This is a genomic window from Enterobacter sp. GD03975, from assembly GCF_029838645.1.
In the GTDB taxonomy this organism is placed as follows: Bacteria; Pseudomonadota; Gammaproteobacteria; order Enterobacterales; family Enterobacteriaceae; genus Enterobacter; species Enterobacter quasihormaechei.
In genome coordinates, this window is the sequence record NZ_JAOBZC010000004.1 from 52,050 (window position 1) to 65,380 (window position 13,331).

The window sequence follows — 13,331 nt, forward strand, 5'->3', positions numbered from 1 at the left end:
TTATCCCTGCTGAGCTTTCAGTGCCTGCGCCCACTGGCGGGCAGACTGGTCTAGTAAGGTGTATACCGCCTCAAAGGCCTCGCGGCTCTTGCGATACGGATCGGGAATTTCGCGCTCACCATCCCAGTGACCAAACAGCATCACCTTGCCGCGCATCTCCGGTGCGATATCGCACAGCGCGTGAATGTGGCGTTTTTCCATCGCGAGGATCAGGTCATATTCCCGGCACATCCGGCCAGAGACCTGACGGGCAACGTGCCCGTCGAGTGAGAGGTTATGTTCAAGGGCTACGCTTGATGCACGCTCGTCGGCACCTTTTCCAACCAGCGCGCCAAGCCCTGCGGAGTCGACCGTTAACGCAGGCTGGTAATTTTTCAGCAGCCTTTCAGCCGTGGGGGAACGGCAAATGTTCCCCACGCACACCACCAGAATTTTGTTAAACATCGCGGCTTACCAGGTATGAATGTCGCTCGCCGTATCCGTCATGTAGCGAACGCCACTGATGGTAGGCAGCAACTGGTTGATCAGACGGTTCCAGCGGGCAACCGGCGCGGTGGTGACGTAGACCACATCGTATGGCTGGAGACGGAACGACGTTGCCATGACCAGAGACGTCGCGTCGGACATATCCAGCTGGTAGATATTGGCAATCTTGCCCTTCGCGTTCTCGCCTTTGATAGGACGGATCACGAAGATGCCGCTGGCGTTGGAGGCGGTCAGATCGATGCCTTCCGCATTGCCCAGCGCTTCGGTCAGGGTCATACCGCTGAAGTCCATCTTGAGGGTGCTCTGTTTCTTCACTTCGCCCATCACGAACACTTTGAGATCGTCATTGCGCGGCACGTAAAGAATATCGCCCGGATAAAGCAGGCGGTTCTGGGTCAGGTCGCCGTTTTGCATCAGCGCCTGAAGCGAAATGCGCTGCTCTTTACCGTTGTGGGTCAGCACCACGTTGCGCCAGTCGGCGCCGTCGGTTAAACCGCCCGCGGCGTTGATCGCGTCCAGAACGGTGAGCGGTACGTTGGTGATAGCCTGCTGGCCGGATTTGTTAACCTGGCCGGAGATATACGCTTTCTGGGAGCGGAACGCGGCGATATTAACGTCCACCTGCGGGTCAGCAATGTACTGCGCCAGGCGGCCGGTAATATCACTACGGATCTCAGCAAGCGTTTTGCCCGCAACGTGCACTTTACCAATGTACGGATAGAACATGGTGCCATCGGACTGGACCCAGTTACCGGTGTCGCTTGAGCTGCGGTACTGGCCCGCAGGCGTGGTCAGTTCCGGGTGATCCCAGACGGTCACGTTAATAACGTCACCCGGCCCCACGCGATACTGGTAAGAGGCAATTTCCTGGTCCAGCGACATATTTGGCTGAGCAACGTTTGGACGCGGGCGCAATTGTTCTACCAGACGTGGGGTTAATGGATAAACATTCACCATTTTGTCGAGATCAAAGTCAGCGTCCTGCTGCTTAATCACATCCTTGCCCATTGTTGACATATTGCTGCCGGGAAAGACCGTGCAACCACTCATCAAGGTCACAGACACCAATAATGGCATCAATTTCATTTTGGATTTCATCATTGATTATTTATCACTTTGGCAGAGTAATTATCCTGTGCAATTTAAATAAGCGCGGGTCGTGGTGACAATCAGAATGCAGTTAATCATTTAGCAATATAACTGGCATCAGTCCTAAAGTAAGCTTATTCATCTGTTGGCTATTGACAGAATAATTGAGGCTGATTCACACGCTTTCAGGCACGCTACCGCCCTTGGCTTTCAGTTACCAATACACTGACTAAACAATGCGTTATGGATAGACACCCTTCTGAACATGGCCTTTTGTAGAATATATCAACCACGTCAAAGGCACGGTTGATAATGAATTACCTTCACTAAAGACCGAAACAAAAATAGCAACAAGGAAATTTAACATTTGATGCTGGGAGAATTGTTGCAGCTAACCTATTAGCAGGCAAGGAGACAACCGTCCTAATATTCGTTTTTAAGATTAATATTAAGAGCAAAGTTTTGAGGTTTTCGGATTTTCTTTATATTGACAAAATTGCGCGCCAAACCATTTCCTGCGATATATCCTAATTATCGTTCATTGTAATTAAATCTTCGCAATTAACTTATTTACAGCGCGCCCTAAATCGGTTTTACCTCAGTGTAGCATTAAGAGAAATCTCACCCCGGCATTGCAATTTTGGTCGGCTTTATCCATGATCGAAGTGTGACATTCGTCATATAACAGAAGGTATTGCGTTTACTATGGAATGGATTGCCGATCCATCAATCTGGGCCGGGCTGGTGACGCTCGTCGTCATTGAATTAGTGCTCGGGATTGATAACCTGGTGTTTATCGCCATCCTTGCGGATAAATTGCCTCCCTCGCAGCGCGACCGCGCCCGCGTGACGGGCCTTCTGCTCGCCATGGTGATGCGTCTGCTGCTGCTGGCCTCTATCTCCTGGCTGGTTACGCTGACCAAACCCCTTTTCACCGTTCAAAGCCTGAGCTTTAGCGCCCGCGATCTGATCATGCTTTTCGGCGGACTGTTCCTGCTGTTCAAGGCCACCGTTGAGCTTAACGAGCGGCTGGAGGGGAAAGACAGCGAAAACCCCACCCAGCGACGCGGCGCTAAATTCTGGCCGGTGGTCGCGCAAATCGTGGTGCTGGACGCCGTCTTCTCTCTCGACTCGGTGATCACCGCCGTCGGGATGGTTGACCACCTGGCCGTGATGATGGCCGCCGTGATCATCGCCATTACCCTGATGGTGCTCGCCAGCAAGGCCCTGACGCGATTTGTAAACAGCCACCCGACCATCGTGATCCTGTGCCTCAGCTTCCTGCTGATGATTGGCTTTAGCCTCGTTGCGGATGGCTTCGGCTTCCATATCCCGAAAGGCTATCTGTACGCCGCAATTGGCTTCTCGGTGCTGATAGAGTTCCTGAACCAGCTGGCCATCTTCAACCGCCGCCGCTTTCTCTCCGCAAACCAAACGCTACGACAGCGCACCGCCGATACGGTGATGCGCCTGCTGAGCGGCAGGAAAGAGGATGCCGAGCTGGACGCCGAGTCCGCGGCGATGCTTGCCGACCACAGCGACGGGCAGATCTTCAACCCGCAGGAGCGCCGGATGATAGAGCGCGTGCTCAATCTCAACCAGCGCTCCGTCAGCAGCATCATGACCTCCCGTCACGACATTGAGCATATAGATCTGACGGCGCCGGAAGAGCAGATCCGCGCCCTGCTGGATAAAAACCAGCACACCCGCGTGGTCGTCACCGGCGGGGACGAGGAAGAAGAGCTGCTGGGCGTGGTGCACGTGATCGACCTGCTGCAACAGCAGCTGCACGGTGAGCCGCTCAACCTGCGCGCGCTGGTGCGCCAGCCGCTGGTCTTCCCGGAAGCGCTGCCGCTGCTCTCCGCGCTGGAGCAGTTCCGTAATGCGCGGACCCACTTCGCGTTTGTCGTGGATGAATTTGGCTCTGTGGAAGGGCTGGTGACGCTCAGCGACGTTATGGAAACCATCGCCGGTAATCTGCCAAATGAGGTGGATGAGATCGACGCGCGCCACGATATTCAGAAAAACGCCGACGGCAGCTGGACCGCTAACGGCCACATGCCGCTTGAAGATCTGGTGCAGTTCGTTCCGCTTCCGCTGGACGAGAAGCGCGAATACCACACCATCGCCGGTTTGCTGATGGAATATCTGCAACGTATTCCGCAGCCGGGCGAAGAGGTTCAGGTGGGGGATTACATGATTAAAACCTTGCAGGTGGAAAGCCATCGCGTGCAGAAGGTGCAGCTGATCCCGCTGCGCGGTGACGATGAGAGGGATTTTGAGGTGTAAAAAAGCCGGGTGGCGCTTCGCTTACCCGGCCTACGGTGTCTGGCTGTTGTAGGCCGGGTAAGGCGAAGCCACCATCCGGCACAACAGGCATCAGAGCTTATCGAGCAGCTTTTTCACATCCTTACCTGACTGGGACTCTTTATTGCGGTCCGCCCAGTCATTCAGCCGACGTTTCGCTTCATCCTGAAGATGCTTACGCAGGATCTGATCGACCTGTAAACTGTAGTTCAGCGCCTGCCACTTTCCGTAGACGCGCAGCGGTATTGGCGTCTCTTTCAGGAACTCAACAAGCTGGCCTTCACCTTCCCAGCCGGCCTTCACGCGGACGTTAAAGCGGGTGTCAGCCGTCTCTTTCACCAGATCCAGCGCACCGTTGCCGGTCAGCGCCAGCAGAGACGAGGCTCCCTGCATCTCGTCGAGCGAGAGCTGACCGTTGTCGAGGGCAAGCTCGCTGGTAAAGCTGTCGAGACGGGTGGCGCTGTCGTAGTTTTCATTCGCCTTCACGCTGCTGCTGCGCTTTACCGCCTGCTGCACCAGCTGCTGGAAGTTCAGCCCTTCCATGCGCGAATCTTTCAGCTCAACGTGCGCCCGCCCCTGCCAGCTCCGGCGGAAGGCGTCCGCATCAATCTTCGTGCCGGAGAAATCCCCCGCCAGCGACAGCTGCCCCGTCAGGGCAATCGGATAGTTAAAGGCTTTCAGGATGGTGCCAATCTCAACGTTTTCCAGACGCGGCTGGAACGCGGCGCTGGCAACGTCTTTGCGTACGTCCAGCGTGCCCGGCAGGGAGATATTCCCGGCCCCCATTTTTCCGCTGAGCTCAGAGATAACCAGCAGGCCATTGTGGTTGAACATCTGGCTGCTGACGTCGGTAAAATCAATCCCACGCCAGCGCACGCTGTTCGCTTTCAGCAGGATGTCGGCGGTAAAGCCTCGCAGGCCGTTGTAGTCAGGCCGATCGAGATTGGAGGAGATCACCGGACGCGTTTGCGTGACCTGGCTTTGCCCTACCTGCGTGACCCCCTCATCTGCTGCGTTCACCGGTTGCGACGGAAGCAGATTCTCAAGGTTCAGCCTGTCGAATTGCAGATCCAGCACCCACTTAGGTTTTTCATCAAGCGTGACGCTCGCCTGTCCTTTAAGAGTACTGTCGTTCGCCTGGAGGTTTAGCGCGTTCAGTTCCAGCTGTTTGCGCTCTTCATGCCAGACCGCCTGCATCGTACCCTGGCCAGCGATACCTTTTGTGGGTAAATCCGCGCCGGTCAGCTGCCAGTTGAGCTGCTGAATATCCGCCGTCAGCTGATGCGGGTAGTCCGAAGCGTTTACGTTCGCGTTCATCGACAGGTTGAGATCGCGCTGATTGCGGTTGATCCGCCCGGAGAACTCCACGGTGGCGTGATGGCTGGCGTCCTGCTCCATCCTGAGGTTGATATTGCGTACGGTGATCTGCTCGTCGTCCTCATGCTGGAAAACCAGCACGCTGTCAGCGACCTTCAGACTACCAATATCGAACGACCAGCCAGCATCAGACGGGACGTCAGGCAAGGTGTTTTCATGCGGTTCGACCGGGGCATCCGCCTGACGAACGGCTTCAGTTTGTGGCGTAAGCTGGATCACCGCGCCCTTCAGCATCACCTGTTCGACCTGGAGCTGATGGGACAAGAGCGGGATGAGCGCGACATCAAGACGCATGTTATCCGCGGTCACCAGCGGCTGCGCGGCGCCCGGCGCGGTAAGTGACATGCGCCCGGAGAGAATGCTGAGCTGAGGCCAGACGTGCCAGCGCAGCGGCCCGTCCAGCTTGAGTTCATACCCGCTGCGCGCTTCAACCTGTCGCACCATATAGGCCCGGAAGTCGTTCGGGTTAACCAGCAGCACCAACGCTGAAAGGCCAGCCACCAGCACCACCAGCAAAATCATCAGCGTTGTCAGAACTCTTCTCATGGCTTCCTCAGTGAACTCACAGATCAGTCTTTATCGATACGACTGGCAACCGCACCCTGCTGGTCGCGATATTTTGCGTCCTGACGGCGGTTATAAGGACGGTCTGCCGGGCCGGTCAGCGGCTCGAAGCTCAACGCACCAATCATCATTCCCGGGCGAAGCGCCAGCGGCAGTTTGCCGGCGTTAAAGAACTCCAGCACGATACGGCCAGACCAGCCCGGATCGATACGGTGCGCGGTAACGTGCACCATCAGGCCCAGACGCGCCAGGGAAGAGCGTCCGTCAAGCCAGCCCACCAGATCCGCCGGCAGCGTGACGGACTCAAAGGTCACCGCCAGCGCCAGTTCGCCAGGATGGAGATAAAACGCTTCGCCTTCTTCAATGACGATTTCGTCACTCATGACGCGATCCAGCGCCGCACTGACTTCGTCTTTCGGCCCGCTGAGGTCGATAAACGGTGCCGTGTGGCCGCTGAAGGTGCGGAATTTATTCCCCAGACGCACATCGACGGTCACGCCGTTAATACGCTCAACCGGCGGACGCGGGGTGATAGACAGGCGGCCTTCATCCAGCCAGGCTTCTATATCGCGGTCACAAAGACGCATGGCACTTTCTCCTTTCGTGCATCGCGCCCTGAAGCTTTACGGCATCAGGGCAAAACCAGGTTATCTCTGAACGGTACACAATTCACGCGGCTTATTCAAAAAACTGACTGATTTTCGCTTTTAAGATGTCAATAGCAATACGGTTTTTACCGCCGCGAGGAACAATAATATCGGCGTATTGTTTTGAAGGCTCAATAAATTGCAGGAACATCGGGCGAACGGTTTTCTGATACTGCGCCATCACCGAGTCCATGGAGCGGCCGCGTTCGTTAACGTCGCGTTTGATACGCCGCATCAGGCAGATATCCAGCGGGGTGTCGACGAAAATCGAGAAGTTCATTGATTCGCGCAGACGGGCGTCGGTGAGCAGCAAAATCCCTTCAAGGATAATGACTTTCTTGGGCTCGATGCGGATTGTTTCCTGAGTGCGGGTATGTTCCACGTAGCTGTAGACGGGCAGTTCAATCGCCTCGCCGCGCTTCAGCGCTTCCAGATGCTGGAACAGCAGGCTGTGATCCATCGCACTGGGATGGTCGTAGTTGGTTTTTACGCGCTCTTCCATCGAAAGATGGGATTGATCTTTGTAATAGCTGTCTTCGGGAATAACACCGATATGCTCATCACCCACTTGTTCACGCAGTTCGCGATAAAGCGTACTGGCAATAAGACTTTTACCTGAAGCCGATGCGCCGGCGATGCCTATGATGACGCACTGATGAGACTTATCAGTCATAAATTTAGCGACCTGATTAACCTGGATGTAAGGAAGGACGACGCCGGAGCGTCAAACGCGGCAATTATAGGGATTTCGGGGGCGTGATACCAGTCGAATGCGCAGGTTATGCGAGGCGGGCTGAAAAGCGCCCCTTCTCGCCTTTAGCGAAATTTTTACGCGCGTTTAATCGCCATTTCCACACCCTTCTTCGCAGAGTCACTATTTTATAAGTCTATGAAGTCAAAATCTGAGCACTCAGCATATGAATTGTAAAATGTTTGTACTAGCATAAACCAAATTATTACTTTTACGCGTCCGGACCTGGCTCCTGACAACACGGCGTCCCTGGATAGAGCGGTAATGAATAAACAATACCAGCGGGTTTTGGTCACTACCCCACATCCTTTACTGCGGCTTGTCTGTCTGGGTCTGGTCACGTTCATCTTCACCTTATTTTCCCTTGAGCTGACTCGCTTCGGTACGCTGCTGGCGCCATTGTGGTTTCCGACCTCAATCATGATGGTGGCGTTTTACCGCCACGCGGGAAAAATGTGGCCCGGCATTGCGCTCGCCTGCTCCTTTGGCAATATTTTTGCCTCGTGGATGCTGTTCTCATGGGAATCGATCAGCATCACCTACACGGCGATCAATATCATTGAAGCCACCATCGGCGCGCTGTTACTGCGTAAGCTTCTCCCGTGGTATAACCCACTGCAAAACCTCAACGACTGGGTCCGACTCGCCCTCGGCAGTGCCGTTGTGCCGCCGCTGGTGGGCGGCATTCTGGTGCATTTTCTGGTGCCGAGCGCAGAGCCGCTGCGTAATTTTCTTTTCTGGGTTCTCTCAGAATCCATTGGCGCACTGGCGCTGGTGCCGTTAGGTCTGCTGTTTAAGCCGCATTATCTGCTGCGCCATCGCAACCCCAAACTGCTGCTGGAAACGCTGGTGACCCTGGTCGTTACGCTGGTTCTGAGCTGGACGGCAATTACCTGGCTGCCGTGGCCGTTCACCTGCATCATCGTTCTTTTGATGTGGAGCGCGGTGCGCCTGCCGCGTATGGAAGCGTTCCTGATCTTTTTATCCACCATCATGATGGTATCCCTGATGATGGCGCGAAACCCGCTCTCCATGACGCCCTCCAGCATGATCGTCACCTTCAACGCGCCGTGGCTCCCCTTCCTGATGATGCTGCTCCCCGCCAACATTATGACGATGGTGATGTATGCCTTCCGGGCCGAGCGTAAACACATCACGGAAAGCGAAGAGCGTTTTCGTAATGCGATGGAATATTCCGCGATAGGCATGGCGCTGGTGAGCATTGAGGGCCAGTGGCTTCAGGCCAACAAGGCGCTGTGCAATTTCCTCGGTTACAGCCAGTCGGAGCTCCAGTCGCTCACGTTCCAGCAGTTAACCTGGCCGGAAGATTTAAATACCGACCTGGAACAGCTCGAACAGCTGATCCACGGCGAGATCAACACCTACAGCCTCGAAAAACGTTACTACACCCGCAACGGCGAGGTGGTCTGGGCGCTGCTGGCCGTCTCCGTCGTGCGACATGCCGACGGTACGCCGCTCTACTTTATTGCTCAGATTGAAGACATCAACGACCTGAAGCAGACCGAGTGGGTGAATAAGCGCCTGATGGAACGCATCACCCTCGCTAACGAAGCCGGGGGGATTGGCATCTGGGAGTGGGATCTTGAGCCAGACGTGATTAGCTGGGATAAACGAATGTTTGAGCTGTACGAGATCCCTGCGCACATAAAGCCCTCCTGGCAGCTCTGGCATGACGCCATCGTGCCTGAAGATCGCGCGAACGCCGAACGGGTGCTGCGTGAATCACTCCAGGCCAGGGTCCCCTTCAAGCTGGAATTTCGCATTCGCGTCAAGGATGGCATTCGCCACATTCGTTCCCTGGCAAACCGGGTGCTGAACAAACAGGGCGAAGTGGAGCGGCTGTTAGGCATCAACATGGATATGACCGAGGTGAAGCAGCTGAACGAGGCGCTGTTCCAGGAAAAAGAGCGCCTGCATATCACCCTCGACTCCATCGGCGAAGCGGTGCTGTGTACCGACGTCGACATGAACATCACCTTTATGAACCCGGTCGCCGAAAAGATGAGCGGCTGGTCGCAAAGCGAAGCGCTGGGTCAGCCCGTTCTGGAGGTGCTGCACATTACCTTCGGCGAGAAGGGACCGTTAATGGAAAACATCCACAGCGGCGACATGTCCCGTACCGATATCGAACAGGATGTGGTGCTTAACTGCCGGAACGGCGGCAGTTTCGACATTCATTACAGCATTACCCCGCTCAGCACCCTGGACGGTCATACTATCGGCTCGGTGCTGGTGATTCAGGACGTAACCGAATCGCGCAAAATGCTGCGCCAGCTGAGCTACAGCGCCTCCCATGATGCCCTTACCCACCTGGCGAACCGCGTCAGCTTCGAAAATCACCTGAAGCGCCTGTTGCAGACGGTCCAGGAGACCCACCAGCGTCACGCGCTGGTCTTTATCGACCTTGACCGCTTTAAGGCGGTGAACGATACGGCAGGCCACGCGGCGGGCGACGCCCTCCTGCGCGAGCTTTCTTCGCTAATGCTGACCATGCTGCGCTCCAGCGACGTGCTGGCGCGTCTGGGCGGCGACGAGTTTGGCCTGCTGCTGCCGGACTGCAACGTCGAAAGCGCACGCTACATTGCGGGCCGGCTGATTGACGCCATCAACAGTTACCATTTTTCCTGGGAAGGACGCCTGCACCGCATTGGCGCCAGCGCGGGGATCACGCTGATTGACGACAGCAATTATCAGGCTGCGGAAGTGATGTCTCAGGCCGACATTGCCTGTTACGCCTCGAAAAACAGCGGGCGCGGCGTGGTCACCGTCTATGAACCCCAGCAGGAGCGGATCCACAGCACGCGCAGCATGATGTCGCTGGATGAGCAGTGGCACATGATTAAAGATAATCATCTGCTGATGATCGCCCGCAGCGTCGCCTCGCCGCGCATTCCCGAGAGCAGCAGCTTCTGGCTGATTTCCCTGCGGCTGTGGACCAGCCAGGGAGAAGTGCTGGAAGAGCATGCCTTCCGCGCCGGGCTCGGAGAGGCGGAGCTGCTGCACGCCCTTGACCGACGGATATTCAGCGAGTTTTTCCGTACCTATGCCGCGCAGGTGGCGGCCAAAGGTATGGGCGTCGCGCTGCCGCTCTCAGAGGCGGGGTTAGCCAGCGTCACGCTGGTAAATGAACTGCTCGACCTGATTACCAAAGGCCCGATGCCGGCGCGGCTGCTGCATCTGGCAATCGCCGTCGATGTGCTGAACAACCCGGATGAAAACGTGCAGCAGGGTCTGCAAAAGCTTCGTCATGCCGGCTGCCGCGTGGTGCTGACCCGCGTCGGACGCGACATGAACGTCTTCAGTCAGCTCAGCGCCACCACCGCTGATTATCTGCTGCTGGATGCAGACGTGGTGACCAACGTCCACGGCAACCTGATGGACGAGATGATGGTGACCATCATTCAGGGCCACGCCCGGCGTCTGGGACTAAAAACCATTGCCGGGCCGTGCCACCAGTCGATCATGATGGATACGCTGTCGGGCATCGGCATTGACTTTATTTACGGCGATACCATCGGGGAAGCGCAGCCGCTCGATTTACTGCTGAATACCAGCTATTTCGCCATCAACTGACGGCGACCAGCCGTCGGTGTACCAGATATGTAACAGCGCGTACGAGCGCCACGGCTGCCAGCGCTCGGCATAGCGACGAATCTGCGCGGGCGTCAAGCCGGCAAAACGCTGCTTAATCAGATAATCATCCGGCAGGAAAACGTCCTTTGCCTGCCAGCCGCGCAGGGCCAGATAGTTAGCGGTCCAGCGTCCGATGCCGGGCCGCTGCTGTAGCGCCTTCATCCCGGCCTCCACGTCCGCAGGCGGGAACAGCGGGAATTCACCGTCCACCACCGACTGCGCCAGATGAATCAACGACTCCGCACGCCTGAGCGGCATTCCGAGGGCTTTTAACGCCAGCGGATCCGCCGCGGCCAGCGCTTCTGGCGGAGGAAAGCAGAGGTAACCCGGCGCGTCCTCGATGGGTTCACCGCACAGCGCCACCACCCGCGACGCCAGTTTTGCCGCCATCGCCACGCTCACCAGCTGCCCGAGAATGGCGCGCACGCCCTGTTCGTATGCATCCATCGCCCCCGGCAAACGTAACCCCGGACGCGCCGCGCCGAGATCGCCCAGCGTCTGCGCAATTTGCTGCGGATCGCAATCAAGATCGAACAGGCGGGCAATGCGGTCGAGACAGATGTCCGCCACCGGGATCAGGCCAGGGCTGAGCGACACCGCCAGCGTATGGGTTGCGCTGTCCGGCGTAACCCGAAAAACGCCCTGCTGCCCCGCATAGCCAAAACTGCGCTCGTAGTAAGCCTCCGTGACGGTCTCCACCCCGGTGACCGCACGCGCGGCAAGAAAGCCAAACATCCACTGCCAGTCGTAGGGCGGTTGCCAGTTCAGGGTGTACATCGTCTCTCCTTTTTTATTTATCTCAGCATAAACCGAAAGATAGCGTTGCGCCTTGCTTTCATATTCCTGTTGTCGCCTGGCAGACATTTCGCTAAAGTCTCGCCCCTTCTCACCGGCATGGGGATTTATTGTGTTTATTGGATTCGACTACGGCACCGCAAACTGCTCGGTTGCGATAATGCAAAATGGACAACCGCAGCTCCTGAAAATGGAAAACGGCAGTACGCTGTTGCCGTCAATGCTCTGTGCGCCCACGCGTGAAGCGGTGAGCGAGTGGCTGTTCCGCCATCATCAGGTTCCGGCCACGGCGGCAGAATCGCAGGCGCTGCTGCGCCGTGCGGTCAGTTTTAACCGCGAGGAAGATATCGACGTTACCCCTTCCAGCGTGCAGTTCGGCCTCTCTTCGCTCGGGCAGTACATTGACGATCCGGAAGAGGTTTATTTCGTTAAATCGCCTAAATCCTTCCTCGGCGCCAGCGGCCTGAAGCCGCAGCAGGTGGCGATGTTTGAAGATCTGGTCTGCGCGATGATGCTGCATATCCGCAATCAGGCGCAGTCGCAGGTGCCGGAGACCATCACCCAGGCGGTGATTGGTCGCCCGATCAACTTCCAGGGGCTGGGCGGTGATGAAGCCAACCAGCAGGCGCAGGGGATCCTCGAGCGTGCGGCGCATCGGGCGGGCTTTAGCGACGTGGTGTTCCAGTATGAGCCGGTTGCGGCGGGGCTGGATTTTGAGGCCACGCTGACGGAAGAGAAGCGGGTGCTGGTAGTGGACATCGGCGGCGGTACGACGGACTGTTCGTTGCTGCTGATGGGGCCGCAATGGCATCACCGTCGCGATCGTGAAAACAGCCTGCTGGGGCACAGCGGCTGCCGCGTCGGCGGTAACGATCTGGATATCGCCCTGGCGTTCAAGAGCCTGATGCCGCTGCTCGGCATGGGCGGACAAACCGAGAAAGGCATCGCCCTGCCGATCCTGCCGTGGTGGAACGCGATTGCCATCAACGACGTCCCTGCGCAGAGTGATTTTTACAGCACCGCGAATGGCCGTTACCTCAACGATCTGGTGCGCGACGCACAGGATGCCGGGAAAGTCGCCCTGCTCTATAAAGTGTGGCGCCAGCGCCTGAGCTACAGGGTGGTGCGCACCGCCGAAGAGAGCAAAATTGCCCTTTCCGATCGTCCGGAGCAGGCCGTTTCATTGCCGTTTATTAGCGACAATCTGGCAACGACCATTACCCGGGAAGGGCTGGAACTGGCGCTGGCCCAGCCGCTACAGCGTATTCTGGAGCAGGTACAGCTGGCGCTGGAGAACGGCAAAGAGAAACCGGACGTGATTTACCTGACCGGCGGTAGCGCCCGCTCACCACTGATCAAGAAGGCGCTGGCGGAACAGCTGCCGGGGATCCCCATTGCCGGCGGCGATGACTTTGGCTCCGTTACGGCAGGGCTGGCGCGCTGGGCGCAGGTGGTGTTTAGCTAATGCGGTTGTGCCGGGTGGCGCTGCGCTTACCCGGCCTACGGTTCGAGGATCTTGTAGGCCGGGTAAGGCGAAGCCGCCACCCGGCAAAACAGCGCACCACACTCAGACCATTCCTGACAGTCTTCCATATTTCCTTCATTTTTCCGCTGTGTTAGCTGACTAAACTAGTATCATTCCCCGAAAGAGTTTCAGGATG

At 56.9% G+C, this 13,331-nt stretch carries 9 protein-coding genes; 3 read left to right on the forward strand and 6 right to left on the reverse strand.

Annotated elements, in window-relative coordinates:
• Together wzb and N5C09_RS08990 are read right to left on the reverse strand one after the other, a co-directional pair.
• Positions 1-444 carry a low molecular weight protein-tyrosine-phosphatase Wzb gene (gene wzb, locus N5C09_RS08985; protein WP_063450260.1) on the reverse strand — a complete coding sequence of 148 codons (444 nt, stop codon included), beginning with the start codon at positions 442-444 and terminating at the stop codon, positions 1-3.
• A gap of 6 nt (positions 445-450) precedes the next feature.
• Entirely contained in the window at positions 451-1,587 is a 1,137-nt protein-coding gene (locus N5C09_RS08990; RefSeq protein WP_022648641.1) for a polysaccharide export protein, read from the reverse strand.
• A gap of 693 nt (positions 1,588-2,280) precedes the next feature.
• On the opposite strand from N5C09_RS08990, the gene N5C09_RS08995 reads away from it, so the two are divergent.
• Positions 2,281-3,864 (forward strand): TerC family protein, encoded by a 1,584-nt coding sequence (locus N5C09_RS08995; protein ID WP_063868350.1) that lies wholly within the window; start codon positions 2,281-2,283, stop codon positions 3,862-3,864.
• A gap of 90 nt (positions 3,865-3,954) precedes the next feature.
• On the opposite strand, the gene asmA is transcribed toward N5C09_RS08995, so the two are convergent.
• The 3 genes from asmA to udk all read right to left on the reverse strand — a co-directional run bounded on the left by asmA (position 3,955) and on the right by udk (position 7,143).
• Positions 3,955-5,805 (reverse strand): outer membrane assembly protein AsmA, encoded by a 1,851-nt coding sequence (gene asmA / locus N5C09_RS09000; RefSeq protein ID WP_279748895.1) that lies wholly within the window; start codon positions 5,803-5,805, stop codon positions 3,955-3,957.
• Between the two features lie 23 nt (positions 5,806-5,828).
• Positions 5,829-6,410 (reverse strand): dCTP deaminase, encoded by a 582-nt coding sequence (gene dcd / locus N5C09_RS09005; RefSeq protein ID WP_006811250.1) that lies wholly within the window; start codon positions 6,408-6,410, stop codon positions 5,829-5,831.
• Between the two features lie 91 nt (positions 6,411-6,501).
• On the reverse strand, positions 6,502-7,143 hold the full coding sequence (gene udk, locus N5C09_RS09010; RefSeq protein ID WP_000130320.1) for a uridine kinase: 642 nt from the start codon (positions 7,141-7,143) through the stop codon (positions 6,502-6,504).
• A 342-nt stretch (positions 7,144-7,485) separates the two neighbouring features.
• Here udk and N5C09_RS09015 point away from each other — a divergent pair, with 342 nt between their 5' ends.
• The gene (locus N5C09_RS09015) at positions 7,486-10,815 is read left to right on the forward strand and encodes a diguanylate cyclase (RefSeq protein ID WP_279748897.1); all 3,330 of its coding nucleotides are present in this window, start codon (positions 7,486-7,488) and stop codon (positions 10,813-10,815) included.
• On the opposite strand, the gene alkA is transcribed toward N5C09_RS09015, so the two are convergent.
• Positions 10,780-11,652 (reverse strand): DNA-3-methyladenine glycosylase 2, encoded by an 873-nt coding sequence (gene alkA / locus N5C09_RS09020; protein WP_279748899.1) that lies wholly within the window; start codon positions 11,650-11,652, stop codon positions 10,780-10,782. The genes N5C09_RS09015 and alkA overlap by 36 nt on opposite strands.
• 130 nt (positions 11,653-11,782) lie before the next feature.
• On the opposite strand from alkA, the gene yegD reads away from it, so the two are divergent.
• The gene (gene yegD, locus N5C09_RS09025) at positions 11,783-13,135 is read left to right on the forward strand and encodes a molecular chaperone (protein ID WP_214596418.1); all 1,353 of its coding nucleotides are present in this window, start codon (positions 11,783-11,785) and stop codon (positions 13,133-13,135) included.
• Positions 13,136-13,331 lie beyond the last annotated feature (196 nt).